Source organism: Candidatus Fermentibacter sp. (assembly GCA_030373045.1).
Classification (GTDB): Bacteria; Fermentibacterota; Fermentibacteria; order Fermentibacterales; family Fermentibacteraceae; genus Fermentibacter.
Map to the genome: position 1 here is coordinate 1 of JAUCPW010000011.1, position 1,366 is coordinate 1,366.

Annotated in this window: 1 protein-coding gene; it reads right to left on the reverse strand. The window is 67.1% G+C overall.

The features are described 5' to 3' along the window. Nucleotides 1–21 precede the first annotated feature (21 nt). The coding region (locus QUS11_02730; GenBank protein MDM7992207.1) for an IS66 family transposase at nt 22–1,366 on the reverse strand (1,345 nt) is incomplete at its 5' end.

The following is a 1,366-nucleotide window of genomic DNA, read 5'->3' on the forward strand; positions in this document are numbered from 1 at the left end:
CGGGGGTTGGGTAGGGAGGTGTCAGGCAGGGGTGGAGGCGAGGAGATCCAGGCAGGCTTCGAGGGGCGCGAGGCCACGCAGGCGCCAGGTGCCGAAGAGGCTCTGCAGGATCGCCATCGTTCGGGAGCCGGTGGGGGATCGCGTGCCCCCGCAGACTTTGCGGTGGATCACCGAGGGACGCAAAGCACGCTCCGCCGCGTTGTTGCCGGACGGCACTGCCGGATACTGCACGAACGCGAACAGCTCGTAGCGGAAACGCTCGATCCGCTTCGCCAGGATGTGGCGCGGGTCGCTTGGGTTCTTCAGATACGGCCGAGCCAGCTTCATCAGCGCGCGCTCGAACTGCTTGCGCGCTCTCCTCCGCTCCCTTTCCAGTGGCCGCGGAACCGGGCCCTGCCACTTCCGCTGCTCCGTCTGATACGTCGTCGCATGATCGTAGATCGCGCGGATCCGAGCCCGCCAGCGAGCCACGCCCCTATGCTTGGGATGCGTCTCCTCCAGCGTCTTCACGTCCCGCAGCAGATGCACCCAACAACGCTGCTTCTCGCACACCACCCGGCCGTACGCCGCGTAGAAGTCGCTCACCAGAACCCCCGCGAACCGCTCCCCAAGAATCCCCAGCGGGATCGCGCTCGCACGACTCTTGTCCCGATGGAAGTACTCCACCGTCGGCGTCCCGAACACCCACAGATAACCGTTCTCTCCGTCCTCGCGCCAACCCGTCTCGTCCGCGTGCACCACCGCGCTCGACCGCAACTCCTCCCCCAGCGCCTCATATGCCGCCCGACCCCGCTCCGCCACCACCTGCGGCAGACGCGTCAGTTCGCCCTCCGACAGATGGAGACCATAGAGCGTGCCGAGAAGCTCCTGGATCTTGGCCACCGGCAAACGCGAGACGGTCTTCAGATACGCGACCAGCGCCATGATCTTCCGGCTCACCCGATGCTGCCCCAACACCTCATCCGAGACATCCAGCTTCGGCACGTACTCCTTGCCGCACACCCCGCAATACCGCCGCACCACCACATGGTGGCGAACGATGTACGAGCCCATCGGGATGTCCAACACCTCGCGACGATCGTGCTCCCAGCCACCCGCAAGCGTCCGCCCGCAGTCCGGGCAGCTCTCCACCGCGTGGAACACCTCTTCCGTCGGAACCGAGAGCTGCCGCCCGTGGTTCTCCGCGCGCTTCTTCCGAGGCTTCCGCTCGCCCGGCGGCTTCCGCGGACGGTTCGCTTTCACCCCGGACGGAGGACCCGGCTTACGCGCCTCCCCGAGTTGAGCCTCCAGTTCGGCGATCCGCTCCCGAGCCGACGCCAGCTCCGCCCCAGCCGATGCAAGCTCCTCCCGAGCCGATGCAAGCTCC